The organism is Serratia liquefaciens (assembly GCF_027594825.1).
GTDB classification, from domain to species: domain Bacteria; phylum Pseudomonadota; class Gammaproteobacteria; order Enterobacterales; family Enterobacteriaceae; genus Serratia; species Serratia liquefaciens_A.
This window is the reverse complement of record NZ_CP088930.1, coordinates 242781-269105: the sequence shown is the minus strand read 5'-3', so window position 1 is coordinate 269105 and position 26325 is coordinate 242781. Positions and strand designations below refer to the sequence as shown.

Below are 26325 nucleotides of genomic sequence, written 5' to 3'. Positions count from 1 at the left end.
CGCTCAAAACTGAAGTGAGTCTATTTGAGCAACTGCTCAAAGTCAACGGGCCTAATGAATGAGAAAAACGAAAGAAGACCTGAAAACACAAATTCTGGACACGACGATTGCGTTGTTTATCGAGAAAGGAATCGAAAAGGTCAGCACGCGGGAGCTGACCGAACGCCTCAGTCTCTCACGCAGCCACATTTACTATTATTTCAGCAATTGGCAAACACTCTGTATTGAGGCGCTTTCTCGCTACATGCAGAATGAATTGGATGAGTTTGCTGCGGAAATAGCGGAGCTGACGCCCGCTGAAAAAATCAAATCCCTGGTCAAGAATTATCTTCCCGATTCGCAAGATGCCGGCTGGCAGCTTTACAGCTCTCTCTGGCAGATAGCGGCCCACAACAGGGTTTATGCTGAGCTCGCTGAGTCCTTTACCCTTAAATGGGATATCTATATTGCCGAGATCATTAACGAGGGGACAGCGGCAGGCCATTTCCGCAAGGTGAATTCGGCCCGGGTGGCGCGTCAGTTAAGCGCGATGCTCAACGGTTACGCCGATGTTTTATGTATCAACGCTTCACCCGATAAACAGGGTGAGGCGGTCGATGACATTATGGATTTTATTCAGTTAACTTTATGCTGACAGGGCGCTCGCAACGCGATGGCTTAGGCCCGCTGTTGGCGCCATTCACGATAACGACGGGTGATGCGCTTGGTACGTAACTGGCTGGCGATTAATGTAAACAGTGGCGAATAACGGCTAGCACGAGTACGCCCTTCACCCAGTGCACGCAGGCGGCGCGTGATTAAAGCCATTCGAGCTAGGGCGGCCATGGTTTTATTTTTCCACTTTACCGGTTTTGGCAACGCATAAGGTTCATTGCCGGCTTTCCACTGGAGCGGCAGGTCAGGAATTTGCGCCATGGCTGTTGCGATTCCCGCCACGGCGACGCCGCTGTCCAGCACCTGTTGCGCCACGGATTTGCGGGCAATTCCACCCGTCGTCATTACCGGCATGTGCGCAATGGCGGCCAGATCGCGGGCAAACTCCAAAAAATAGGCTTCGCGCGCCAATGTCCGGCCATCAGCGGCGTTGCCCTGCATCGCCGGGCTTTCGTAGCTGCCGCCCGACAGTTCAATCAGGTCGACAGGCAAGTCATTCAGCAACAAAATCACTTGTTGCGCATCCTCTTCAGAGAAGCCGCCACGCTGAAAATCTGCCGAGTTCAGCTTAATCGAAACGCAAAACCCAGGCGAGACACGTTCACGCACGGCTCGTACGACGTCTAACAGCAAGCGAGCGCGGTTAGCGAGGCTGCCACCCCATTGATCGCCACGCTTATTGGTCAAAGGAGACAAGAACTGAGAGAGCAGATAGCCATGTGCTGCGTGGATCTGTACGCCAGTAAATCCAGCCTGTTCAGCAGCGTAAGCGGTGGCAGCAAAACGTTCGATCACCTCGTCAATCTGCGCTTGGCTCATGGCCGTCGGCTGTGCGAATAACTTGCTGTGCTTACCCATTTCCACGGGAACGGCCGACGGCGCCCAGGCTTCGCCACCCATGCTCGCCATGACCTGGCGGCCCGGATGGTTGATCTGCATCCAGACCTGCGCACCGTTTTGGCGTGCGGATTTAGCCCAAACCTTAAAGGGAGCCAGCGGGGTATTTGCTTCAAGTGCCACGCCACCGGGTCCGGTCATTGCACGGCCGTCGATCATGACATTGCCGGTAATGATCAAGCCAACACCACCTTGCGTCCAGCGCTGATATAGACGATGCAATGCCGGGCCAGGCACTTGGCCGTCGTCAGCCATGTTTTCTTCCATCGCGGCTTTTGCCAGGCGGTTGGGAAGGATGCTGCCGTTGGGCAGGGTGAGCGGGGTGAACATCATGGCGGATCCTTAATCAAAAAGAGAATCCGTGTATACTAAGTTTAAAGTTAACTTTAAGGTCAAGCGAAATGAAAATAGGGGAATTGGCAGAGCGATCGGGAATCGCCGCATCGGCCATACGTTACTATGAGCAACAGGGCTTATTGCCTAAAGCATCGCGCAGCGCTAACGGATACCGTGTTTATAGCGAGGCCTCGCTGGAGCGTTTGCATCTTATCCAGATCGGACAAAATCTGGGTTTTGCGCTGGATACGATCCGCGGCGTGCTGTCGCTGGAAGGTATGGCGTACCAGGACAGCCTTATGCAGAATCTTGATGCACGGCTTGAGGAGATTGAACGCATGATGGCGACGCTGAGTAGCCAGCGGGAAACTCTGATGGACACCAAACGCAAACTGAAGGAATCGGGATTGCAGGGCATATGCTCAGAAATAAACAGCTCTGTTAAGGTGACAATGTCACGGTGAATGCTGCTCGACTGGATGCTCTGATCCCAGAATTGTAGTTTATCCAGTTTGCGTTCAAATGCTGTTCCTGTTTCGTTGAATCATAAGTGAGTGCGTCAGTCATGGGTGTCATTGCATCCCAAAACAGCAGGTCACAATTTTGATGCACGATCACCAAGATAAGAACTGCACATAGTCCTGTGCGTGAAGAAGGTAATTTGTTCCGGGACACACGGATTCAAGAGTTGCAGTAATGGACTGTGACAAAACCGGTCAGAAGAATTCAATGTGAGTTTGGTTTTCGTGGCGTAGATATGGCGACCGAAGACATTGATTGTTTGAATCAGCATGGGCTTAAGCAAAAAGCACTGGCTGAACGGGATATTAATAAAAGCCCATGGCGCAGCCCAAAACCTCAGATTCTACGTAGAGTTACCTTGGTGCGCATAATGTATATTATGTTAAATTTAATATTAGGATAACCGATATCATTAGCCTAACTGCCCGCCCCCAAGGTTTTTGCTCTGTGTAAAACAGGTTCGGTCATCATCATTCCCAGTTTTCCTCTTCGTAAGGTTTTAGCCAGTTCTTTTCAGTTACAGGTACTCGTTCACCATTAAATGTATACGTACAACAACGGCATCGTACTGGTACGTCTTCGGCTGTGAATTCAGGATTAACCTTCTGCAGCAATCCTTGCTCATCAATGCAAAGCCCGCTGTAGTAACTCGATTCTCCACAACATACATAGCTGTGCCAATCTTTACGCAGTACGGCAACTAAATAAAATATCGGCTCTTCCTTGTCTAGTCGACCGATCGCTTCACGATGCACATCAACCCACGGTTGCCCAACGTTACTCAACAAAAACTTAAACAACGGTGTGTAATCGATCCCTTGCTGAATTCTGCCGTGCATGCCTTCTCGCATTGGCAAATTTTCATCAATTGCCTGTTTCTTATGGCGCTCCCAGCGGTATTCACCACCATGGCGGATTGCTCCTCTTGCCGTGGTGTTCTCCCTGCGAAAAAGCATTTTCGGCCTGCCTTTATTAAACATCATCCTTTTCCTTACTTCATTTTGATCGCGCTACGTGAATTCTGATGATTTTCCCCGCCATTTATTGGCGCGGTCTCACCGAGAATCCTCCGCTGGCGTAGCCTGATGAAACCGTATCTGCCAGCGATTATCTGATAACAACCATAGTGACGATCGCAGCGCGTGTCGGCTAATCCCGCCATCAGCGTCACGTTGAAAACTTCGGTATGTAAGCAATACTGTGCCGTGAGAAATGATGGACAGTTTGAACTCTTCAGCGAGAATTGAAACCTGGCTGCTTTCTCTTTCAAGCGCCGTAACGGTTTGCTGCCGGTTATAGCATTGTCCTGAACGACCAATTTCTTCAAAATCCACATGCAGTAATTCGTCAACGGCCTTCACATTGTTGCGTATTGCTGGCGAATGAAGCTGACACTCCAGTGACTGGATCACCGGTAGAAGCTGTCTGGAACCGGTCAAAATGCCCTCCTTTTTTGATCGCGCTACGTGAAATCTGAAATAAATTAGCTACATCGACCTTGCAGACTTCGCCAAATCGCGTCGTTAACCCGAGCTTAAATCCACCAACGTATCTGCATTCTATTAACTGTAACGCGCAGCATGCTTTGTTGCCATGGCTAATTGGTCGTAGGCAATAAAGTGAATCCCTAACTATTTAACATAACTCAAAAAACAGTGACAACGTCACCTGGTTTTATAACTTGCTCTCTTCCAGATAGCACCCGTTGATGGGCCAACAAGGTTGGCCCGTGATAGACAGGTCTAAAAAATAGAGTGGGATCGTCGCCTGCGCACGGTGTTCGGCAGGCTGGCAGAAAAAGAATTAGCGGGCCAACTCCACGCCATCCAGTTCGGAAATGGCGAGACAGTAAACCTCTGTGAGAGCATCCACGGTATAGGCGGTATTGGCCGGGATCATAAACATTTCATGGGACTGCAGGGTTTGATCGCCGATCTTAAGCTCACCGGACAGGACCATCAGTTTGACCCAGCCCGGATGCAGGCGGGCTGACTGGTGACTGCCAGCATCAAGTTTCAACAGCGCCGTGTGCCCATGTGCCTCGCGTTTCAGAATATGGTAATACACCCCATCGTAAGGCATTTTATCGTAGTGCAATGACGCCAGTGTTCTTTTATGCATGATAGTTCCTCGTAACCTGTGAGTCGTTGTCTGCTCGGTTGCAACATCAAGAGGCAATAGGTTCCTCACTGACCTTTACTCTGCTCCCGAAAGCACATGTTCCGTCAACATCTTTGCAAACTGATTATACTGGCCACTGATGCACAATGCGGGCTGATATTCGCATCTTTATTCAGTGCCTGTTAATAAATATATAGAACCTATGGCTCAGACGCAAAAAACGAAGGGGAGTAAAAGAGGCTTTTTTGTCACAAAATACAATGTGCAGCGGTGCGGGGAAAGCATTCGCCCGCAGGGTGCGGGCGAGTCAGGCACTGGTTTTTTTGCGGTCGTCAGTCAATCAAAAGCTTTAGCGGCGACGTAGCAGCAGGCCCGCCAACAGGCTCACGCCGGCAAAAATCGCTACCGTAGTGAGGGGTTTCTTCTTGACCAGATCGCTGACGCAGCTGACAGCATCGCCATATTTTTCTTGTAATGCACCGGCAACATAGCGGGTAGATCCCTCAGCCTGCAAACGCTCATCGCCGGTAACATCACCGGTTACTTCCTGCGCCTTGCCTACCACTTTATCCATCACGCCGTTGATTTTATCGCTGTTCATTCTGCACTCCTGTGTGAGGTTTGTTTCGGCACTTGCCTGGTGCAAATGCCTACCTTGTCTCTCGATAGTAAGCCGTTGACGAACCGCTCATAAGGTCAATTTGCAGGGGATTGACCAGTGCATTTGCACCCTACTTTCCATTTTTGGACGATCGTTCACCGGCAAACAGCCCCCGCTCTCTGGCCCAGACGATGGCTTCGCTACGGCTGTGGACATCGAGTTTGGAATAGACCGTAGCCACATGATTACGCACCGTATTCGGGGCAAGATTGAGGCGCGCGGCGATCTTTTTGTCCGGCAGCCCCTCACAAATCAACCCCAATACGTCGCGCTCGCGGGCGGTAAGATCGGTGAAGGAAAAACCCGCCAGGTTAGGCTTATTGATACTTTTTACATTGGCCAGTTTTTCGAGCAATGTCTGGCTGAACCAGGAAGCGTCTTGCATCACTTCTTCGATGGCAGCCACCAGATCAAGCTCAGAACGTTTGCGTTCGGTAATATCCATCAATACCAGGAGATAACAGCGGGCATCCTGAAGGCTCACGGCATCCGCTGACGCCACGCAGTCTATGATTTCATTGCCCTTTTTGCGTATTTTGACATCCTGATTCTCGACGTTGCCGTTTTTTTCCAACGTGGCAAACAAGCGCCGGCATTCCCCTTGCCCATCGATAACATTGATCTCTTCGACCGTCTTGCCGATTAACTCCTCGGCGGCGTAGCCGGTGGTCTTCATAAAGGCTTCATTGACATCCAGCACCCGCTGCTTGTCCGCCGTGCACACCAGCGTGGGCACCGGACTTAGACGAAAGGACTTGGCAAATCGCTCTTCACTCTCGCGCAACGCCGACTCTGCCTTGCGACGAGGTTCGAGATCGGTAAAGGTAAACAGCATGCAATCTTCTTCATTGATGTCCAGCGGCTGGCCGGCGACGATCACCAGCTTGGTTCCGCCGGCCGGCAGTTTCAGTTCGGCCTGCATCTGCGGAATGGTCGCCCCTTCGCTCAGCAATTGCACCGCCTGCTCCTTGCGTTCCGCCTGTTCCAGAACATCCAGCGCATACACCGAAGTGCCCATCACCTGATCGCGAGTGTAGCCCGTCATATCGAGGAACCCCTGATTGACTTTGATATAGCGCAGGTCGCTCAGGCTACAGATCACCGCCGGTGCCGGGTTGGCGTTGAAGGTCTTTTCGAAGCGCTGCTCGGCACTGGCCCACTCGGTGGCGTCGCTCAGGATCAAAACCAGCAATTCAGGCTGCCCTTGACCATCGGTGATCACCAGGCTGCGTAAACGGTGAACCCACAGGTATTCCGATTCATTGACCGGCCGAACCTCGACCAGCACGTCGCTGAAGGTTTCACCGTTGGCGACCCGGTTAATCGGATACTGTTCCGGCGTCAAAGGGTGATTGTTGCGATAACGCAAGGCAAAGCGCTCGCCATACTCACGACCAGTCGCCCCCAATTGACTCAGTTTACTCAGCCCATGCATGCTCAGTGCCGCCTCGTTAGCCCACAGAATGGTCTGGTCGACCTCGGCCAGGATCACCCCTTCGGACAACCCTGAGATGATCTGTTGTAGCTGGCTACGGTTAGTTTCGTTGGCAAGGATGGACTGACTCATGTTTTCTCCAAAAGACGAAGTGGCCTGGCCGCCTGACGGCGATCGCAGTGCCAAATAGTGGCGCTGTTCCCAACAGCATAGTGCGTAACAGGTGCATTCGCGGGGTGTGAATGCACTAGCTTTATCGGTGCAAATGAACCGGGACGATCAGTGGTGCCAAGCGGCAGACTGATTCTGTCGGCGCGGCCCTGTGCTGTGCGTACAACCACTTGTTTAGTCAATATAAGGAATAACAATGACCACTGTCTATGAATCCAATCGCTTTGCGTTTCACGTTTCATGGGGTTCGGTATTGGCCGGGAGTGCCATGGCGTTGGTGACCTATCTGATACTTAGCGTGCTGGGCACGGCCATCGGCGCTTCGGCCGTGGATCCGCTGCATGAGGGCAATCCTCTTAGTGGCTTTGGCATGGGCACCGGGATCTGGTTGTTTGTCACTACCCTGGTCTCGCTGGCGGCTGGTGCATTTGTAGCCGGCAGAACGGCGCCAAACCGTGGCGGTTTGCATGGTCTGTTGAGCTGGGCAGTGACCACATTACTGACAACCTGGCTGGTGATTTCGGTCGCGAGCGGCGTGGTCGGTCTGGCCGGTACCGCCGTCGGCAAGGGGCTCTCTCTGGCTGGCAACGGTATTGCGGCCGCAGCGCCGGGCATTGGCGAAAACGTCAAACAGCAGTTGGACAAGAATGGCATCAGCCTGGACTGGGGGAATTTGGAAAACCAGTTAACCACCACTCTTAAGCAAACCGGCAAGGCCGAACTGGACCCGTCCAAGCTGGAACAAAAGAGCGATAACGTCACTGCTGATGGTAAGCAAACCGCTACGGATGCAGCCACTGACCCAACCCAGGCGGCGGCAGAGCTCAAGCAATGGTTTGAACGCGTCAAGCAATCCGGTGAACCAACCCTGAATGCGGCAGATAAGGATGCGCTGGTGAATATCGTGGCGGCCCGTACAGGCAAGAGCCGTGCAGAAGCGACCCAGATCGTAGACAACTATGCCCAGGCTTATCAGCAGGCCGTTCAAAAGGTCGAGCAGCTTAAGGCGCAGGCCGAGCAAAAAGCCCGCGAAGCGGCAGAAGTGGCGGCCAAACAGGTATCACGCGCGGCATGGGGTTCATTGTTGATCCTGCTGCTGGGCGCGGCGCTCAGTTTTGGCATCGGCCGCATCGCCATGTCTACCCGTCGTCCTCTGGTTGTGAGCTGATGGAAAATGGATGTTTCAATGAATAGAAGGCTGTCAGGCATCTCATTGAACTATCGAAAAGTGGTGGGTGCTTCGGTCCCGGTGCTTGTGATCGATTTCTTCAATGAAAAAAATGAGCGTTACACTCTGCGCTATAACTTGCCACCGGACACGCCGGAACGGACAGAGCGGCGCGTGTCATTGCTGCTGCACCTGCTTCGTAAACAAAGGCCGATGGATATCGGTGACGCGAAATCATAAACCCTGCTGCATAAACCAACCCGCGCCGGTAAGCGCGGGTTGGTTTTTATCCTGCTCGAACTCTGTCGCGAGTTCTACAAACACCAGACCGGTCGGGCGCCGACTGTCGCACTGGCATGTTTTGGTCCATGGCTTAGACACAGGGTTCGCATCCCGGCGGCGGTGTTTGAATACCAGGCCCCACCCCGCATCAAAATACGCTCGCCATAGTTACGAAGATAAACCTGGTCGCCATCTTCACTGCGGTGGTGTGGAATGATGCCAAGAATTTTTAGCAGGTTGGGGGCTGCAGCACCGCCTTTTAGTTCAATTTGATCAAACGCCGCGTCCATCAAGCCCGGTGGGTAGCCATTATCCTGCGGATCGCCGTTAAAGTTATGGATGCGGGCGTTAATCACCGGCACTCCGGCATTTCCGTCGCGTTTCGGTGTTGATGCGTCAAACTTCGCCGAATTTTCCGCACCGGGAGGTAGCAGCAAACCGGTGTCCAGATCTATCGCCCGCCAGCGCGCTTCCGTCTCGTCAGTCCACGGCATCGCCGCGTCATTGTCCGGCAAAATTTGGATTTCTCCCGCTATCAGCCTCAGCCCCAGCTGCCATTCCCACAGGTTGCCGCACAGATCGCCAATACCGTTAACGGAGCCGTCATGGTACCAGGCCGCAGGGCCTGACGCGCTAAGGGTAGTCGGCTGCCCCTGCTGCTCCCCTGCGGGCGCGCCATCCAGACGGCGGCCGATTTGATCGTGGTTCTGAACCGATCGGCCATAGTCGGTATTACCTTGCTCCAGCCATTGATGATGACGACACCAGAACATCAAGGCGGCCCATTCCGCATTGGTGCCAAGATGCCAGCCTGCGCCATTGCGAGCGGCCGCCTGCCGGAACGCCGCCAGATCAAGCCAACTGGCAGGTTCCTCATCAGGCAAACTGAGCAACTCACCGTGGTGTAGGCTGCCGGGATAACACCCGTAAAAAAATTCACTTTTCTCTTTACCATTGACGACAAACGCAGGATGCACCGCCTGCCCCAGGCCTGAAGCCACCTCATCCAACGTGAAGCGTGGCATGACATACATATAATTTGGTTGCCCGCTGGCGGTATATAGCACCGTGCGACGCCCCTGTGATTCAGATTCAATCCGGCTGCGCAAAGCGTCTTTTATAATAATCATTTATCCACTGGATCCATAAAAGTTAAAGACAGGATGGCTTTCACCACCCTGCCAGATTTTACGCCACCATCAACGCTGACTTTATCGGTTGCAGCAATCGGCCGACATCACAATCCAACAAATGGGCGCGTTGCAGCAGCTCCTCCGTTTTGGCGCCGATAACCGAATGAACGTAGGCATTGACCTGCTCCTGATTCATCTGGTTGTATCGCTCGGTAAAGGCCATTTCAATGCTGTCGCAAATCACCGCCCCGGCGTTACTGACATAATCGGGCAAGTAATGAACGCCCCGTGCCAATAAGCGTTGTTCAGCCTGAAGGTTGCCAAATGGCGAATTGGCGCTGCTGATCACCCAACGTGTATTCAGCAATTCAACGTTTTCTAACGTTAAAATGCCGGAAAGTGAGGCAATGCAAAGCACATCGCTTGGCTGCCATAAAAGTTGATCTTCCGTAACGCGTTGGACACCGTCCGGGAAAACAGCTGCGGGATTGATGTCGTAGCCCACCACCTCACAGCCGAACAGCAGGCACTGTTTTGCGACCTCGGATCCCACTTTTCCCATGCCATGGATGGCCACTCGCGCTCGGGAAAGATGATTTAAGCGGAGTATCAACACCTTCTTGATTGAGCTCCAGACGCCATAACCGGTTGCGACCGAAGTATCCACCTGAGGGCTGTCCATCGCATTGAGGATCCAGGGGGTAAACTGGCGCAGATAGTCCATTTCCCGGTTGCCGGTATTAATATCGCAGCCGGTAAACATGGTACCACCATAGCGATTGAGCAATTCACCAATCGCTTCCAGCACGGCAGGCTGTTCTTTAGGTGAGCGTTTACTGTTCACCACAATTTTCCCGCCGCTGAAACCGGTGTTATACAGGCCATGTTTCAGTGACATGCGCTGGGCCAACATGATCGCCTCTTCTTCCTGCAGTTGGCGCGAAGCATAGGCTCGCCAACGAATACCGCCATTGGCCGGCAACAGCTTTATTTGTGATGAATAGGCCAGGGTAAATGAAGTCTCGTCATCAACCTCAACCGTCTCAACCTGATAGTGATTACGCGTATTCAGCAATGCATTGGTTACTGACATAATTTGCCATCCTGTTTAATTGGATTTTTGCTCAACTGCTCCAACCGGTTCTAAATGTTGCCTTATCCCCCATGGTGTGGGGCGTCGTAAGAAGTCAGCCATGCTGATAACCTGAGCAAACTCCTGCTCGATCAAAGCAATCAGACGCAGCGCCATCAGCGATTGCCCGCCGGCGTCAAAAAAATCACAGTGATTTGAGTCGGGTCGCAATCCCGTGACGCTGGCCCAGATACGCCAGACGCTTTCCATGGTGGGATCAGATTTGTCCGTTGCGGCAGTCGCGTTTCTCTCGGCGTCCGGCCCATGCAGGTCATGCTCGCCCAGCCACCACTGGGTGGGATCAAAGGGATACATAGGTAACGCGATACGTGACGGCGGCGATGCCCACAGCCGTTGCCAGTTGATGTTGACGCTGGCGCGCCAAATTTTTTGCAATGCCTGCGACCAAACCGCACTTTCACTTTGTGCTTCATCGCGCCGGGGCAACGTGCGTACTGCCGTGGTAGCCCCTGCCGACTTAAGTTGCGCGGCCAGCGCCGTAAGTGTCGACCCTGGCCCAACCTCGATAAACAACGTTTTGCCTCGCTGCGGAATTTGCTGCAACGCAAGGTGATAGGCCACAGGTTCTCGGGCATGACGAGCCCAATAATGCGCATCCATTTCCGACAAGCTAATCTCCGAGCCAAGCAGTGCGGAAATATAACGTGCAGCAGGTGCGCTCTCGTTTGGCTCCGGCGCGATAGCTGCCAAATCGTTTAGCGCCGGATCCATCAGGGCCGAATGGAAGGCATGGGAAACGGCCAAGGCTTTGCAACGAATACCTTCTGCGCGCAGTGCCTGTTCACAGGCACTGACTGCGGTTTGACTGCCCGAGAGCACACAACCGTTTTCGCTGTTTGCCGCCGCCAGTGAAATATCCGCATTGAGCCAGGGTTGGCACTGCTGAGCACTCAACTCCACGGCTAACATCATGCCCGGCGCAAGCGATGCCATCAGCCGCCCACGTTGGGCCGCAAATACCAACGCAGCCTCTGAAGAAAAGGCACCTGCGGCCCATGCGGCGGCAATTTCGCCGAGGCTGTGCCCCAGTACCCAATCGGGTTTAATGTCGTAATGCATCAACAGTTCGGCCAAGGCAATTTCAACCGCTATCAATGCCGGTTGCGTAACGGCAGTGTTATTGATGGTTTCCGGTGCCGCCTCGCCGTTAAACAGGCTGGAGATGTCCAGCCCCGCATGCTGATTGAGGATGCGCAGCTTTTCGGCCATCAGATCACGGAATACCGCATCTTGCGTCATCAATTCTCTGGCCATACCGATAAACTGGCTGCCCTGACCGGGGAACTGGAAAACCACGTTGAGACGCCCTTTACCGATATCTGCAACGTTTTCTTTCACGCTCAATATGCCCTCTTCATCGATTTGCAGCGTGCCGCGGTAGCGCAAAGACTTTCTGCCACTCTGCGCACTCCATGCCAGTTGAACATTGTCAGCCGCAGCCGGAAGCTGCAGGTAACGTTTGACCAAACGGTGCCAGGCCTGTTCGGACTGCGCACTGATCGGCACCACGTTGGCCATCAGTGACGAACTGGCTTCACGCCGCCTGGTCCTTTGTGGTGGTCGAGTCAGAATCACGTGCGCATTGGTTCCGCCAATGCCGAAGGCACTGACGCCAATGGCATGACGCCTGTCGTTTGCTGACCAGGGTTGCGCTGAGCCAAGAAATTCAAATGGGCTATCATTCAGCGGGATCGCCGGATTTGCGCGAGAAAAATTTATTTGTGGCGTGATCCACCCATGGCGGATTTGCAGCGCTGCCTTAATCAGCCCTGCCATCCCCGCACAGGTTTCCAAATGACCGACATTGGCTTTTACTGCACCGATTGCGCAAAAACCTCGTTGGTCAGTCCGTTCACGGAAAACGGTATTAAGTGCTTCAAACTCAATAGGATCGCCGGCCAGCGTTCCTGTGCCATGAGCTTCGATGGCGCGAAAATCCTCCGGTTCCAGACGCGCATCGTCCATCGCCTGCCTTAACAGACGTTGCTGACCGTGCAGACTGGTGGTGGTGAAACTGACTTTACGCGCGCCGTCATTATTCATCGCCACCCCCTGAATCACGGCGATAATTTCATCGCCGTCCGTCAGCGCGTCCTGCAGGCGCTTCAGGACCACCACGGCAACGCCGCTGCCGAATACCGTACCGCTGGCGTCCGCAGCAAAAGGCCGGCAATGGCCATCGGTTGAAAACACCATGCCTTGCTGGGAAAAGTAGCCTTCCCTTTGCGGGATCCGCAGCGTGCAGGCACCGGCCAATGCCAAACGGCAACGCCCACTTCGCAACGCCTGAACGGCCTCGTAAACCGCCACCAGTGAAGTGGCACAGGCAGCTTGCACATTGCACACCGGCCCCCCGATGCCCAGATGCCAGGCCACTCGACTGGTGAGGTAATCTTTGTCGCAGGCAATTTGCTGCTCGAATGCAGAAGGGTCCAACTGCTGAAACAGTGCCGATTGCTGCGCCTGACGTAAATAATCGGAGCTGCTGCAGCCGGCAAACAGCCCGGTATCGACAAGATCCCCTGGCGTCACGCCGGCATCTTCGAGTGCGTGCCATGCGCATTCCAGAAACAAGCGATGCTGCGGATCCATCAGTAACGCCTCGCGAGCGCTCAGGCCAAAGAAACCCGCGTCAAAGCGAGTCACGTCACCAGACAAGGGTGCCGCGACGGGCACGTATTGCCCGTTATCAGCGGCAATATCCACCTTATCGACCCGAACCAATGACTCAACGCCATTGATCAGGTTATGCCACCAGCTATCGATATCTTCGGCCCCAGGAAAACGACAGGCCATGCCCACCAAGGCAACCTGCTGTTCAGGGTGGTTCACCTGCTGCATAGCATCCTCCCGGTTAGAAACGTAATGCACTGATATCCCAGCGAGGTTCACGCTCAGCCAGCAGATCGGCACAAATCTGTCCCATCAACGGGGTGAACTTGAATGCCCAACCGCCCGCCGAAACCACCAGGTTTTCGCCCCCGTGGCAACGGCCCCGAGCACTGTCGAGATAAAACTGGCGTGAGGGATTGCTGGGCAGGACAGCCAAACAACTTGACGCCGAGTGTTGACGATCGGGCTCCAGGAAGGGCATATGACGACGGGCAAACTCCAGCGCCCGTTCCACATGGTGTGGGTTGGCTTGGTAACTCGGTGCGTTTTCCTCGGTTATAGGATCCACCTCAAAATCCGTGCCAAGCCGGTCTAGCCCATTGATCGACCAAGGGTTGGGCGGGAAACCGTAGAACAGATTGGTGTCGCTCTCAACCGGAGCCTGGAAGGCAAACCAAAACGGGTCATTGGCTTCCAATCGTTGGCTACGCAACATGCTGATGCATGCCATTTCGAAGGTAGACAGTGCCAGTTCAATATCCAATTGTTGCAGCAGTTTTTTGCTTCCGGGACCACTGGCGACTAACACCTTGCGAGCGCGGTAGCGCTGTTGAGACGTCAGCACCGTAACGCCGCTGGCATCGGGCTCGATGGTATTAACCCCTTGCTGGAACTGAAACGTCACCCCGGCCTCGCTGGCCAGTGAGTACAGAGTCGTCAGCGTGCTTTTGACATCGATGACACCCCCGTCCCGCTGCAAAAAGCCTTCGTAGTTACTGTCCAAACCGGTAAAACCGTACCGACGCTCAATCTCTGCCATGGTCAGCCGCTCATACGGCAGATTCATATCATTCATCGAGGTCATGGTTTGGCGGATCTGCCCTTCATTGGTCCAGACATCTGCATCACCAAACCACAAACTTCCCACGCGATGGATCAACTTTCTGTCGGCTTGATGCTCCAACTGCCGCCATAATTTGTCAGCCTCTAGCGTGAGACGGAATATTTCCAGTTCCGAGTATTGCAAGCGCCAGTGGCGTTCCTCCCCGCTGGTGCCGGCCAATTGCGTCAGCAGTGGATGTTGATCCAGCACCAGGACTTTCTGATCGCGGTGATCACGAGCATAATTCCAGGCCGTGGAAAGGCCTATTGGTCCGGCACCGATAATAATGACATCCCATTGGACAGACGTGTGCATACCTACCCCTTGCAATAGAGATTATTTAAATAGGGTGAATGTTATTTTTTAATTAAGCTTTTTATTTGGTCGATAGGCAAAAGCACTATCAACGTCAGGTATTTTTCTCGCGGGATATCCTGGTATATCTGTCGAACACCGATTTTCCCCATGACATCGCCACTGACACCTGCGGCAAACAGAGATTGCCATTGCCCTGCCCAGATAGCGCTGGAATTCCAGATGCCAGAGGTTTCAATTCTTCCTAACGGCGTTTCCGCAGTTTCGTGATACCAAGATACCACGCTGCCATCCGCCAATGAGGCTATTTTCCAACCGCTTCCGGTCATAGTGCCCAGATCACGCCCTTCCTCATCAAATAATTGGTCGGTGTGCGAATTGGCATCACCAACATTAGGGCCGCTCTTTGTTTTTGCATTGAAGGTTATATTTGCCATTTCTATGGCAGATATTACCGTCACATTGTTATATCCCTCATTTTTTTGCAGCGCGAGTTCAATATCCGCAGGTTTATTGCCGCTGAGTATTTTTTGACGAACTTGATCGCCGATCGTAATTAACTCGGACAATACATTATTATTGCCCTGTATAATTTCCATTATGTAATCCTTGGCTAAAGGTAAGACATCGTTGTTACGCGGTTAACGCCTCGCTTTGTTTAAACCACTCGCGTCCTTTTTCTCTTTCAACGTCGCTGCCTGCATCGGCGAACAACGTGACGACCTGCTGTCCCCGCTCCAGAGTCATCGCCAGTTTCCACGCCGTTTTCCAGTTAGCCGCGGAAGAGGCACCGATCTTGACGCCGGTGAGTTGGAAAAACTCATGCATTGCACATAAGGCTTCGCGGTAGGAAACCTGATTAAATGGCGGCTCTTGTGGCATCAGCTTGCTGATAAAAGGTTGGCGGAATCCGAAACCCAGGCCGCCAGCACCGGCAAATTTTGCTTCGCCATTAGGGGCAGAAAGTGTGCCATACGGCAGTTCTTGCGGGGTGCTTCCCCAGACAACCAGTTGAGGGTTGTCCTGGCGCAGTGCCGCTGCTACCCCTGATAAGGTTCCCCCTGTCCCCACCGCAGAAACCCAGCCGTCGGCATGCGTACCATTGAGTTGACGACGAATTTCTGCTCCGGTCTGGTACTGATGCATGGCGGTATTGACCAGATTAAGATGCTGCGACAAAAGCGTCCAACTGCTATCGTCGTGCGCAATCTGCTGGCTGCGGGCAATGACACCGAGCAGAAATTGATTACGATCCACCAAAGTGACAATGGCATTATCCCCTTCCAGCGTTTCGATCAGCGCTTGCGGCGAAGAGTCGGGAATGACCACCTGCACGGCAATGCCGCACATATCACCCAGTTTTGCCAACGCCTTCGCCATGTTGCCGCCCGAAGAGTCGAGTAATTTCAGTTCACCCCGGCTGAAATCATGCTGGTTGATGGCATCGCAAAATAACCCGAACGCCGTGCGATCCTTAACGGAACCAAAGGGATTTTTAAACTCGAACTTGGCGAGAATTGTCGCTTTGCCTTCGGGCGACGGCACCGGGGTCAGTGGCGTATTTCCCAACCCGGTGTAGAATTTCTTCAGTTGCGGAAACAGGGTAAAGGCTTTCTCTGTGTCCGGTGCACAATCCTGTGGATTAAACAGCTCAAAATTCATCAGATGTTCCTTCAAGACCATAACGTTAACAAAGGGCCAGCACGTTACTGCATTAGCTGACGTAAAAAAGCGGCGCTATCTTGCATAAAATAAAAGTGGTCGCCAGGGAAAAATCTCACTTGGCTGCCGGGGAGATCTTCTTGCCATTGCAACAGTGATAAGGCGTTAACCAGCGGATCCTGATCGCCGCCAAAAATGCGCGGACTGAGACCGGGTAAGGGTTTGGCAGCCAATTTTCCCAGTAATTGTAAATCCTGCAGGATCAGTCCGGTGACCATGGGCCGGGTGATGTCGTCGAGCACCAGAGAACCGCTGCGTTCACTGAAGGTCACGATGCTTTCCAATACGGTCAGACGTTGCTGCTCATGCTGTAAGCTCAGGAGTTCAGAGGGGACACGCTGCGCCGATAGTACCGTCTCGAAATGAAAGCGCGAGCCAGCTAATGCCCCAGCGACCTGCATAGCCAGCAAAGCCCCCATGCTATGGCCAAAGATCACCATGGGCGCGATACCCAGTGATGAGCGCAAATCGTGACTGCAGGCCTCAATCGCCTGGGTAGCCGTGGTCCAAAACGGTACATTCTGGGCCTCTTCCCGCCCGGGATATTGCACAACAAACAGGTCTGTCTCGTCCGGCAACAGATCGCGCCAATACTGATAAAAAGAGGTCCCCCCGCCGGCATGCGGAAAAACCACCAGCTGTTTCGTTACCGGCGTGGTGAGTGGACGGCTGAGTCTGAGCACGCAGCCGTTGCTTTGGCGTAATAGCGTCATGAGTTCAGTCCCGCGGTTTTCTCCGAACTGGCAAGGTGAGTTTGGCGTAGCATCTCCCGCAGCGTCAGGCGATCGATTTTGCCGATGCCTTTCATCGGGATCGATTCGACTATCAGCAACTTTTCAGGCGCTTTGAATGCGGCTAACCCTGCTTGCTCAAAGAAACGTCTTAACGCACCCAATGTCAGCGAGTGGTCGGGATGGGCGACGGTAACAAACAGGCAGGGCACTTCGCCATACAGCGCATCGTCCATGCCTACGCAAGCCGCCCGTATCACCGCCGGATGTTGCTCGGCCAATTCTTCTATCTCATTGGGGCAGAATTTCTCTCCCCCCCGGTTGATAGCATCATTGACCCGACCGTCAATAAAAACGTTACCCGCCTGATCAACGTGTGCCAGGTCACCGGTGCGGTAAAAACCATCGTGGGTAAAAGCGGTGCGATTGGCCTGTGGGTTTTGGTAATACTCGGTTAACGTGTAGGGGCCGCGGGTGATCAGTTCTCCTGACTGTCCCACCGGCAACGTATGGCCATATTCATCAACAATCAGCACCTCATCATGCGGACTGAGTGGCCGTCCCTGTGAAGTGAAACGAAGTTCGTCTTCATCGGAAATCGCGTTAAAGCACAGCAGTCCTTCACTCATGCCGTAACATTGCTGCAAGGTGATGCCGAGGATACTCGATGAAGATGCCGCCAGCTCTTGCGTAACTCGGGCACCGCCGACCTGGACATGCCACAGCGAAGTCATATTGTAAGGAGAGCGTTGTTGCAACTCACTCCATTGCGTCAGCAAGGCCGGCACCAGCGTGGTGTGCGTAACGCCACAGCGTTCAATGACCTCCAGCGCGGTTTCCGCTGACGGCATATCGGCGAGTGCCACCGCGCCGCCCCGCGAGAGCGTGCCCAGGATGCCGGGACAGTTGATAACGAAACCATGGGATACCGGCATAGCCGCGAAATACACTGAGTGGTTGTTCAAAACGAACACATCGCAACCGCACTCAATCATGTAGCTATATCCGCCGTTTTTACGGGCAATTGCCTTGGGTAATCCGGTAGTACCGCTTGAAAGTAACATGATTGCCGTGTCATCTGCAGACAAGGCAACGGCGTGGAGCTCGGGAGCCGGCGTCAAAGGGGCACAGAAATTTTGCAAATTGAGATAACGTGAGTCATGGTCGGTGTGCTCGTAATCCTCAACCAGCACAACATCGATATTCAGACCTTCATCAAACAAATACTGCAAGGTAGCCAGGGGATTGTAGCGACGGTTGCCGCGCTGTAGAGCGAATACTTTGGGTGCGGTTAAATGCAAAATGTGCCGCAGTTCTTTTTCTCGGTAAGAGGGTAATATGGGGACGGGGATGGCACCTCTCATCAGCGTAGCAAGCAAGATGATCACGGCTTCACGGGTGTTACGCAATTGGTAGGCCACCCGATCGCCCTTCTCTACGCCCAACTGCTGCATGCGCATTGCCGCAGAGGCAACGGCATTCTTCAGCCAACCGTAGTGGTAAACATCCCCATTTTCAAACAGGGCAGGACGTTGGGTATTTTGTTGCAGGGAACGCAACAAACGCTGATTGATCGAATCCTCAACACTAACCATAGCGACTCCATAATGAGTTAACTAACTGTTCGATTGGTATCTTCCACAATCGCAATTCGCTAAGTACACAGCCTGTAAGCACCTCGTCAGACGATGCTCCCACTCCTGCACTGACTCACAATGAAAACTAAAATGGACTCACAGCATTTTGTTTTTTTTCTGCCCGCCATCAAACACTACGACCGACCGTCAGTCAATTAGTTTGACGTTAATTATTTATGGAATTTATGTTTCCTACTCTCGACAGGCGTAATAACTCCCATTGAATCAACCCTATGCTGACCACTCAAAAAATGAAATTTGCTTATGCCATTTCAGCAATAAGCTCATCTAATGAATAGTCGCGTGCACCCCATAATGAGAGCGTCGCGCTGTAGCGATTTTTGAGCTGCGTTTGCAGAGCAACGGTTTCAGCAGAAGTTAACGCCAGGTCCTGCCGCAATTGCCAACTTCCGTCTGCCTGCTGCAGGACATCTTCAGGGACACCAATCTCCGCCAACAGGGATAGCAAACCTTCAAAAGTGATCATGATGTTATCCAATAGCTAAATAGTATTGATAATTATTCATATTGACCGTCAGTCGGTCAATGAGTATTTTATCGCTACCCTGATTGCCTGCGCCCCACCGTCGCTGTCATCGATCAACGTCATTCACTAAGGTATAGGTCTTGATAAACATAAATGGATTCCGATCACGCCGTGGCTGCGTTTGGACGCTGGCGCTGGGATTGTCACCGTTCGCGGTTTCAGCCGCTGCTGAAGAATCAGTTTTGGTGACGGCCAACGACCAGGCGTCGGATGCCTCCCTGCCGGGGTATGCCGTCAAGCAGGTTGAGGTGGCGACAAAGACGCGCTCGCCGCTGACAGCCGTGCCGCAGTTCGTGTCGGCAGTTAATCGCCAACAGATGGACGTACAGTCAGCCGGGACCGTAAGCCAAGCACTTCGCTACAGTGCCGGTGTTTCCGTAGAGCGCTTCGGCGCCTTCTCCAGCGGCGTCGACTTTGGCAGAATACGCGGCTTTGAAGCAGATTATTATCTTGATGGATTGCGCGTAATTGGCAACACTGGGATTTGGGGGCCACAGATTGAGGCCTGGGGGCTGCAAAGCGTTGAAGTCCTGCATGGTCCATCGTCCACGCTCTACGGCCAGGGCGGCGCGGGTGGCGTAATTAATATGGTTTCCAGACGCCCTTCCGCCCTCGCGTCTAACCAACTGAAGCTCGATATAGGCAACTATCGCACCCGTTCACTTAGCCTGGACTCTACCGGCTCGTTAACCGATAACGAGCAATGGCTATACCGTTTTGATGGGTTGGCCGTGACCCGCGGTTCGCAAATCGAAGACACCAAGCAGGAGCGTCTCTATCTGGCACCCTCCATCACCTGGCAGCCCAATGATCGCACCAGTTGGACCTTGCTGACGCATTATTTGCGTGAACCTAAATCAGGTTATTACAACACGTTGCCGGCTCAGGTCTTGGGGTTATTACCCAATCCTCGCGGAAAAATTGATACCGACAAGAATTACAGCGATCCGGCTCATGAGCATTCTACACGTACCCAGTACGACGTGACTTCTCTGTTTGAACTTCAATTGAACGATAGCTGGCGGTTAAAACAAAACCTGCGCTTCTCCCATGTTGATTCTGCAGTCAGACGCGACTTTACTCGAGCTATCACGGCGGACGAACGCAGTTTGACGGCAGTCTATCAAGACTCCCCCAGCCAGGCGGACAGTCTGGCGTTGGATAATCAAGCCATCGCTCAATTTTCTACCGGTGAATTAGACCATCAGCTGTTGACGGGTATCGATTATCAAACCGGTAAGTTCGATAAAGATCTGTGGGTTTCACAAACTGTCTCCTTCGATCCCTGGTCCAGCCATTATCGACCTTCATTTGATCCCGTGCCGTCTTCTGAAACCTCAACCACGCAGCGTTTTAACCGGGTCGGTATCTACAGCCAGGATGAAATGCAGTGGCACGGTTGGCATTTGCTGTTGGGCGGGCGTCATGATTGGTCGCAAATGCGCACTAACAATAATTTGACCAGCACCCGGACACAAACCAATGACACTGCCTGGAGTTACCGCGCCGGGCTAAGTTATCCTTTGGAAAACGGTCTGGCACCTTGGATCAGCACATCGACCGCATTCGACCCGCTCACCGGTACCGACGCCAACGGGGCGCCGTTCAAACCCACCCACTCGACACAATATGAGACCGGGATAAAATTCCAGCCGCCTGGCAGCGCGATGATGACCAGCCTGGCGGTGTATCAATTGACCCAACGCGATGTGAACACCATCGATCCGTTGAATCCCAGCTACTACACCCAAACCGGAGAAGTGCGTTCGCGCGGCGTGGAGCTGGAGTCGCGGGCGGCCTTAACCGACAACCTAAACCTGATGCTTGCTTATGCCTGGGTGAATAATGTCGTGACTTCCGCAACCGATAACACATTGGGCCGTCATCCGGTCGGTGTGCCCGCCCAAACCGGTTCTCTGTGGCTAGATTATCGTTTTAACAAAGGACCGTTGCAGGGGTTGCTGGTCGGCGCAGGGACACGCTATCTGGGTTCCAGCTGGGCCGATGGTGCCAATAGCTTTAAAGTCCCCGCGACCTGGCTTGGCGACCTCTCCGTACGCTATACGCCGGGTGCCTGGGATCCCCGCTTGTACAATCTGGAGCTGGGCCTGACGGTCAACAACCTGACTAATAAATCCTATGTCGCCAGCTGCACCAGCGCGCCTTATTGCAGTATCGGCATAGAACGCACCATTGTTGGCTCCGTCAGTTGGTATTTTTAATGCGCAGGCGTCATTTTATTCAGACGGCGGCCGCGCTGGCGTTACTTTCCCCACTGCAGTCATTGCGTGCGCAGGCAGACAGCCAGGTAGTTACCGACATTGCCGGCCGCCAGGTTATTTTGCGTTATCCGTTGAAACGTATTTTTTTAGCGGAAGGCAATTTATTTTATACCGTGGCGGCGTTGAATCCTGCCTCGCCCGCCGAAAAACTGGTTGGGTGGCGTGATAATTTCCGCACCGCCGATCTGGACAGCTATCACCTTTATTGCCGCCATTTCCCGGAATTGGCTGAACTCCCGGCATTTTCCGGCGTGCAACAGATGCAATTCAACTTGGAAAGGTTAATTGCTCTGCGTCCGGAAGTGATGATCCTCAACCTGAATACCCGGCTGACGATAGAGGCCAACGGGCTGATGAGCAGGCTAACGGCGGCAGGGATCCCGGTGGTATTTGTCGATATGAGCATCGGCCTGATGAGCAACAGCGCCAAAAGCCTGGCCATTATGGGACAACTGTTCGACAGCCCGCTTCGCGCCGCCAGCCTGATCCGCTTTCGTCAACAACATCTCGATCATATTACCGAGACGCTGGCGCGACATGCGCCCCCACGTCCGCGGATAATGATGGAGCGCGCTGCGGGATTGTATGACGACTGTTGTTTGTCTTGGGGCAAAGGGAATTACGGAGAAATGGTGGATATCGCCGGCGGCTATAATTTGGCCGAAGCGTATATTCATGGCGTCTATGGTTCGCTCAGTCAGGAAACGGTGATCGCTTCCCGTCCCGATAAAATCGTAGTGACCGGCAGCAACTGGAGCCAATATTCGCCGAATGGCGATTGGGTTAACCTGGGGCCTGGTGCAGATCAGACGTTGGCAAGGCGGCAACTGCGAAAATTAATGCAACGACCTGCCTATCGTACTCTGGCGGCGGCACAACATGGCAAAGCCTATGCCATCTGGCATCCGTTTTACGATCATCCGTTCAATTTTGTCGCCATCGAACGATTGGCAAAATGGTTCCACCCCTCGTTGTTTAACGAGGTTGACCCCGAAACGACCTTTGCGAAGCTGTTTGAGCGTTATCTCCCGGTTCCCTATCAACCCGGTTACTGGGTATCGCTGGATCTTTCCGGGAGCGTGGCTAACGACAGCCCAGTAAACGCATAAACTCTTTCGCCAATGCCGCGCCCAAGACGTTACGATCGGCATCGGGGCAGACCATGGCGTTGTCCACCGCACCATGCATGCCGTGATACATTAAAATCGCCGTCAGGTGCGGATTCTCCAATTGCCAGGCTCCGGCTGCGGCACCGTCATTCAAAATCGTCAGGATTTGTTCCAGCACGGCATCACGATCCTGATTGCCCCGGGTGTGATAATGATGATCGTGATACAACGCGTCATGCAACTCCATGCCTTCCAGGTAAGTTGCCACACCGGCATCACACCAGGCACGTAAACGCGCGAGCCAGTCATCTTGTGGGCATTCGTCAATGGCTTGCTGAATTTGCTCAATAAAATGAGTGGTGAAACGGATACGCAATGCGGACAACATTTCGTTTTTGGACGGAAAGTAATGGTAAAAAGTCCCTTTGGCAACCTGCGCATCACGTACGATGTCGCTGATTGTGGTTGCTTCAAAACCTTTTTCAATAAACAGCTTTTGCGCCGCATCCATCAGCTCATCCAAACGCACTTCCGCAGGTTTGGTTCGCGGCTGCGATTCTTTCATTTTTTCTTTTGTTTTCATCTTCACGTCCACTTATAGCCCAGGGGCCATCCTAACCAATGTTGCCGCCATTGACCAGATGACCCGCGGCAGTGAAATCAATAATAACACTCCATTGACCGACGGTCAGTCATAATATAAGGTGAGAATAGTTTTCACTATCATCATCGATGACTCAAGGAGCCACTCTATGTCCGGTATGCGCAGGATCTCGCTGGTCGCCGCCATTTGTCTGGGAACCTTTATGGCTTCGCTGGATATCAGCATTGTTAACGTCGCTTTGCCCACTATGCAGGAGTCGTTGCAGACTGATATGTCGGGTTTGCAATGGGTGGTTGACGCTTATGCACTCTGTCTTTCCGCGCTGATACTCTCCTCCGGTCCCTTGGGGGATCGTTTTGGGCGTAAACGTATTTGGTTGTATGGGGTAGCCTTGTTTATCCTTGGCTCTATCCTTTGTGCCTTCGCTACCAGCCTAAGCGTCTTGCTGGCCGGTCGGGTGATTCAGGGGATTGCCGGCGCTGCCGTCATCCCCGGCGCACTGTCTCTGCTGACGCATGCGTTCCCTGAAGAACAGCAGCGCACGCGAGCGATCGGTATCTGGTCATCGGTCAATGCCCTTTCCCTGGTGATCGGCCCAGTACTCGGTGGCGTACTGGTTCATACCACAGGTTGGCCGGGCATTTTCTGGATTAATATCCCGGTGGGGATCGTAGCGCTGGTACTGGGCAGTTGGGGGATCAGGGAGAGCGCGCATCCGGAGCATGCCGCTCTCGATCCACTCGGCCAGGGGTTAAGCATTCTTTGGCTTGGCGCCTTGACCTACGGCCTGATCGCCGCCGGAGAGCATGGCTGGCAAAGTATGCAGTCGCGTCTCCCTTTGTATGCCGCGCTAGCGCTATTCGTCCTGTTCATCTGGGTGGAAACCCAGGTTAAACGCCCCCTGCTGCAATTGAGTCTGTTTCGCAAAGCCGACTTCACTGGCTATAACTTTGCTTCTTTCGTCCTCGGCTTTTCATCTTACAGCAGCGTCTTCTTTGTCTCGCTTTTTCTGCAGCAGGCTCAAGGGTGGAGCCCTGCCGCCACCGGTTGGCGCATGGCACCGGAGTTTCTTGCCATGGCGCTGGCGGCCTCCTGTTTTGGCCGGCTTTCTGCCCGACTCAGCGTCAACTCATTGATGATCGCCGGTTACGGCCTAATCGGCATCGCCTTGTTGCTGCTCACGCAGTTACAGGCGAATTCTCATTACGCCATCGTCGCGTTTTATTTGGCTTTGCTTGGTCTGGGTATGGGGTTGGCGATGCCAGCCACAAGCGCGTTGGTTATGCGCACCGTCGAGCCACAGCGTTCAGGTATGGCCTCGGCCACCATGAATGCGCTGCGCCAAACGGGGATGACTCTGGGTATTGCCCTATTGGGCACATTGATGAGCATGAAAGCGGTGAGCTCTTTGACCCTCGTCTTGCAATCGCAAGGCGTTGAGCATCCCTCAGCGATCGCCCGGGCGGCCATTATTGAACAGCAGCAAACTGCGAACACGCCGTTGAGCGCGGACCGCCTGTTGGATTTAACCCATAACGCCTTTGCCGGTGGTTTTGGCGTGGCGATGCTATGGGCCGGTTTACTCAGCATTGCCATGACCGTCTGGCTACTGATCATGCTTCATCCGCGTTTTCGTGTGCATGCCCCATCTCAGCCGGCCGCACTGAGCAAACCCCAAGAATAATTTGAGCGAGGATAAATGATGCGAACACAACCCGATCCGATCGAAGAACTGATCGCTTTTGCCTCACAGGTAGATGCCTGCATGGTGCCCCCATCGGTGTTGGCGTTTCAGTGCAAACGCCTGATGGATAACCTGGGGTGTCTTGCCGCCGGCTTCGAACAGAGCGGCGTTGATGCCGCTTTGACCCTGGCAAGGCGTTGGAGTGGCTGCCATGAAGCACGGCTGATTGGCTGCGAAGAACGGCTTGCGGCGCCGCAGGCGGCGTTCGTCAATGCGGTGCGCGCCAGAGCACTCGACTACTGTGACGTGCTGTCGCCCGGTTGGCACCCCAGTTCTTCTGACGTGCCGGTGGCACTGGCGGCAGCGGAGCTTTCTGGCGCATCTGGATTGGAGACTTTGGCCGCACTGGCCGTAGGGCAGGATTTTGCGCAACGCATCAATCTTGCGGCTCAGGCTAACGGCTTTTTCTATCGTGGCTTCGATTCCAATATCCTGGGCTTGTTTTCCGGCGTCGTGATCGCTTCTCGTCTGCTGCGCCTCGATCGTCAGGCCTTTACCGACGCCGTTGGGTTGGCATTTGACTTTGGTATCGGGACTTTCCAGCATTATCAGGATAAAACGCTGGCGGTACGCATCGGCCAAGGATTGGTGGCGCGACATGCTCTGGAAGCGGCTATGTTGGCACAAGCCGGCATCAGTGGCCCCAAGCGGGTGCTGAGCGGAGAAAACGGTTTTTTTAATCTGTATGCGCCAGGAGAACCCGATCTGCACCCTTTGACTCATCAGTTGGGCGTGTCATTTCTAGGCGAAGAGGCAACCTGTTTTAAACTTTACCCCCATTGCAGCATTTTGCTGGCGCTGACAGAGACGCTGTTGAATGCCGGCCCGCACCGGCAATTAGCCGATCCCGGCCAGGCAAAAATCATTTTGCACGCCTCGCCCACCATGCGTATGGTCTGCGGTGCGGAGTATGAACCGCAAAAAACGGCGGAAATCGACGCGCAATTCAGCGCGCGTTACGTGATAGCCAATGCATTATTGCGTGGGTGCGCCAGTGCGCGTGAATTCAGCGCCGAATACGCTACCGAACCCGCCGTCGTCGCGCTGGCACAACGCATCGAAGTGCATGAGCGCCCCACGTTCGACCGTTTCGACCGCTTTGAACTTCATATCACCCCCGACCGAGGCGAGACATTGAAGCTGGCGGCGGAGTTTGGCCGCGGCTGGCCGGAAAATCCCGCAGACATGCAGGATATTCGCGCTAAGTTCCTTCGTTGCTGTTCACAGTCTCCTTGCCGTGGATTACGTGACAATGCCCGGCATCTCATGACATGTATCGAGAACCTGGCCGAAGCCCCGTCATTGGACGAGTTATTGGCTACAAGCTGTAATTCTGTTGACGCAGAATAGCATTAGCATCACAGCCAAGTTTCCTGCGAAGCCGGC

24 protein-coding genes are annotated in these 26325 nt (G+C 53.6%); 8 read left to right on the top strand and 16 right to left on the bottom strand.

All coding sequences use genetic code 11. The features are described 5' to 3' along the window. The first annotated feature begins 58 nt into the window (after nucleotides 1-58). Entirely contained in the window at nucleotides 59-634 is a 576-nt protein-coding gene (locus LQ945_RS01195) for a TetR/AcrR family transcriptional regulator (RefSeq protein ID WP_270102094.1), read from the top strand. Between the two features lie 23 nt (nucleotides 635-657). On the opposite strand, the gene LQ945_RS01190 is transcribed toward LQ945_RS01195, so the two are convergent. Further along, nucleotides 658-1884: an NADH:flavin oxidoreductase/NADH oxidase family protein gene (locus LQ945_RS01190; protein ID WP_270102093.1), complete on the bottom strand. Its 1227-nt coding sequence runs from the start codon at nucleotides 1882-1884 to the stop codon at nucleotides 658-660. 68 nt (nucleotides 1885-1952) lie between these two features. On the opposite strand from LQ945_RS01190, the gene LQ945_RS01185 reads away from it, so the two are divergent. Continuing rightward, entirely contained in the window at nucleotides 1953-2351 is a 399-nt protein-coding gene (locus LQ945_RS01185; RefSeq protein ID WP_270102092.1) for a MerR family transcriptional regulator, read from the top strand. Between the two features lie 528 nt (nucleotides 2352-2879). Here the strand turns inward: LQ945_RS01185 and LQ945_RS01180 are convergent. The 5 genes from LQ945_RS01180 to LQ945_RS01160 form a co-directional block, all read right to left on the bottom strand. After that, nucleotides 2880-3392 carry a hypothetical protein gene (locus LQ945_RS01180; protein ID WP_270102091.1) on the bottom strand — a complete coding sequence of 171 codons (513 nt, stop codon included), beginning with the start codon at nucleotides 3390-3392 and terminating at the stop codon, nucleotides 2880-2882. Nucleotides 3393-3464: 72 nt separating this feature from the next. Then, nucleotides 3465-3848, bottom strand: coding sequence for a DUF4440 domain-containing protein (locus LQ945_RS01175; protein WP_182825802.1), 384 nt, complete (start codon nucleotides 3846-3848; stop codon nucleotides 3465-3467). A 364-nt stretch (nucleotides 3849-4212) separates the two neighbouring features. Then, nucleotides 4213-4530 (bottom strand): hypothetical protein, encoded by a 318-nt coding sequence (locus LQ945_RS01170; RefSeq protein WP_020826922.1) that lies wholly within the window; start codon nucleotides 4528-4530, stop codon nucleotides 4213-4215. Between the two features lie 349 nt (nucleotides 4531-4879). Beyond that, the gene (locus LQ945_RS01165; protein WP_044551167.1) at nucleotides 4880-5131 is read right to left on the bottom strand and encodes a CsbD family protein; all 252 of its coding nucleotides are present in this window, start codon (nucleotides 5129-5131) and stop codon (nucleotides 4880-4882) included. Nucleotides 5132-5261: 130 nt separating this feature from the next. Further along, a complete protein-coding gene (locus tag LQ945_RS01160; protein ID WP_182825328.1) occupies nucleotides 5262-6758 on the bottom strand; it encodes a PAS domain S-box protein in 1497 nt (498 codons plus the stop codon). A gap of 235 nt (nucleotides 6759-6993) precedes the next feature. Here LQ945_RS01160 and LQ945_RS01155 point away from each other — a divergent pair, with 235 nt between their 5' ends. Both LQ945_RS01155 and LQ945_RS01150 read left to right on the top strand, forming a co-directional pair. Beyond that, the gene (locus LQ945_RS01155) at nucleotides 6994-7965 is read left to right on the top strand and encodes a hypothetical protein (RefSeq protein WP_270102090.1); all 972 of its coding nucleotides are present in this window, start codon (nucleotides 6994-6996) and stop codon (nucleotides 7963-7965) included. Nucleotides 7966-7983: 18 nt separating this feature from the next. Continuing rightward, a complete protein-coding gene (locus tag LQ945_RS01150; protein ID WP_182825324.1) occupies nucleotides 7984-8205 on the top strand; it encodes a hypothetical protein in 222 nt (73 codons plus the stop codon). Nucleotides 8206-8279: 74 nt separating this feature from the next. Here LQ945_RS01150 and LQ945_RS01145 read toward each other — a convergent pair whose 3' ends face one another. The 9 genes from LQ945_RS01145 to LQ945_RS01105 all read right to left on the bottom strand — a co-directional run bounded on the left by LQ945_RS01145 (nucleotide 8280) and on the right by LQ945_RS01105 (nucleotide 19140). Beyond that, complete coding sequence (locus LQ945_RS01145) at nucleotides 8280-9377, bottom strand: hypothetical protein (protein WP_182825322.1); 1098 nt, start codon at nucleotides 9375-9377, stop codon at nucleotides 8280-8282. Between the two features lie 58 nt (nucleotides 9378-9435). After that, the gene (locus tag LQ945_RS01140; protein WP_122079359.1) at nucleotides 9436-10473 is read right to left on the bottom strand and encodes a Glu/Leu/Phe/Val dehydrogenase dimerization domain-containing protein; all 1038 of its coding nucleotides are present in this window, start codon (nucleotides 10471-10473) and stop codon (nucleotides 9436-9438) included. 15 nt (nucleotides 10474-10488) lie between these two features. After that, entirely contained in the window at nucleotides 10489-13374 is a 2886-nt protein-coding gene (locus LQ945_RS01135; RefSeq protein ID WP_270102089.1) for a type I polyketide synthase, read from the bottom strand. 13 nt (nucleotides 13375-13387) lie between these two features. Then, nucleotides 13388-14563 carry an NAD(P)/FAD-dependent oxidoreductase gene (locus LQ945_RS01130; RefSeq protein ID WP_182825318.1) on the bottom strand — a complete coding sequence of 392 codons (1176 nt, stop codon included), beginning with the start codon at nucleotides 14561-14563 and terminating at the stop codon, nucleotides 13388-13390. Nucleotides 14564-14604: 41 nt separating this feature from the next. Beyond that, nucleotides 14605-15162 (bottom strand): allene oxide cyclase barrel-like domain-containing protein, encoded by a 558-nt coding sequence (locus LQ945_RS01125; RefSeq protein WP_122079357.1) that lies wholly within the window; start codon nucleotides 15160-15162, stop codon nucleotides 14605-14607. Between the two features lie 34 nt (nucleotides 15163-15196). Next, the gene (locus LQ945_RS01120) at nucleotides 15197-16225 is read right to left on the bottom strand and encodes a pyridoxal-phosphate dependent enzyme (RefSeq protein ID WP_270102088.1); all 1029 of its coding nucleotides are present in this window, start codon (nucleotides 16223-16225) and stop codon (nucleotides 15197-15199) included. Nucleotides 16226-16269: 44 nt separating this feature from the next. Beyond that, on the bottom strand, nucleotides 16270-16998 hold the full coding sequence (locus LQ945_RS01115; RefSeq protein WP_270102087.1) for a thioesterase II family protein: 729 nt from the start codon (nucleotides 16996-16998) through the stop codon (nucleotides 16270-16272). Next, nucleotides 16995-18611 carry an AMP-binding protein gene (locus tag LQ945_RS01110; protein WP_122079355.1) on the bottom strand — a complete coding sequence of 539 codons (1617 nt, stop codon included), beginning with the start codon at nucleotides 18609-18611 and terminating at the stop codon, nucleotides 16995-16997. The genes LQ945_RS01115 and LQ945_RS01110 overlap by 4 nt, the downstream gene beginning before the upstream one ends. 304 nt (nucleotides 18612-18915) lie before the next feature. Then, entirely contained in the window at nucleotides 18916-19140 is a 225-nt protein-coding gene (locus LQ945_RS01105; RefSeq protein ID WP_270102086.1) for a hypothetical protein, read from the bottom strand. A 245-nt stretch (nucleotides 19141-19385) separates the two neighbouring features. On the opposite strand from LQ945_RS01105, the gene LQ945_RS01100 reads away from it, so the two are divergent. Next, nucleotides 19386-21422, top strand: coding sequence for a TonB-dependent siderophore receptor (locus LQ945_RS01100; RefSeq protein ID WP_270102085.1), 2037 nt, complete (start codon nucleotides 19386-19388; stop codon nucleotides 21420-21422). After that, nucleotides 21422-22591: an ABC transporter substrate-binding protein gene (locus LQ945_RS01095; protein WP_182825310.1), complete on the top strand. Its 1170-nt coding sequence runs from the start codon at nucleotides 21422-21424 to the stop codon at nucleotides 22589-22591. Before LQ945_RS01100 ends, LQ945_RS01095 begins: the two co-directional genes overlap by 1 nt. Here LQ945_RS01095 and LQ945_RS01090 read toward each other — a convergent pair. Next, complete coding sequence (locus LQ945_RS01090; RefSeq protein WP_182825308.1) at nucleotides 22566-23174, bottom strand: TetR/AcrR family transcriptional regulator; 609 nt, start codon at nucleotides 23172-23174, stop codon at nucleotides 22566-22568. The two genes, LQ945_RS01095 and LQ945_RS01090, sit on opposite strands and share 26 nt — an antisense overlap. Before the next feature lie 169 nt (nucleotides 23175-23343). On the opposite strand from LQ945_RS01090, the gene LQ945_RS01085 reads away from it, so the two are divergent. Together LQ945_RS01085 and LQ945_RS01080 are read left to right on the top strand one after the other, a co-directional pair. Further along, on the top strand, nucleotides 23344-24879 hold the full coding sequence (locus tag LQ945_RS01085; RefSeq protein ID WP_269935596.1) for an MFS transporter: 1536 nt from the start codon (nucleotides 23344-23346) through the stop codon (nucleotides 24877-24879). 15 nt (nucleotides 24880-24894) lie between these two features. Then, a complete protein-coding gene (locus tag LQ945_RS01080; protein ID WP_122079351.1) occupies nucleotides 24895-26289 on the top strand; it encodes an MmgE/PrpD family protein in 1395 nt (464 codons plus the stop codon). Nucleotides 26290-26325 lie beyond the last annotated feature (36 nt).